This is a genomic window from Aeromicrobium phragmitis, assembly GCF_003674095.1.
Taxonomy (GTDB): Bacteria; Actinomycetota; Actinomycetes; order Propionibacteriales; family Nocardioidaceae; genus Aeromicrobium; species Aeromicrobium phragmitis.
Map to the genome: position 1 here is coordinate 1 of NZ_RDBF01000295.1, position 292 is coordinate 292.

General features: G+C 73.3%; 1 pseudogene. It reads right to left on the reverse strand.

The window, feature by feature from the left end:
* Nucleotides 1–292, reverse strand: a pseudogene (locus D9V41_RS17420) (MFS transporter); the annotation flags it as partial.

The window sequence follows — 292 nt, forward strand, 5'->3', positions numbered from 1 at the left end:
ACGGCGACGGGAATCGTCAGGAGGGCCGCCGCCGCGTTCAGCGCGCCGAACCCGAACGCCGCGACCACGAGGCCGGCGAGCAGGCCGCCGGCCGCACCGGCGAGGTTCATGCACAAGTCGCTGAATCCCTGGACGAGGGGGCGGACCTCCGGCGCGACGGTCCGCGTCAGCAGTGCGGCGCCCGCGATCACGGAGGCCGACCAGCCCAGGCCGAGCAGGATCAAGCCGGCGGTGATCTGAGCCTCAGAGTGACCGGAGGTTCCGGCGAGGACCGTGGCCGCGACGAGGATCC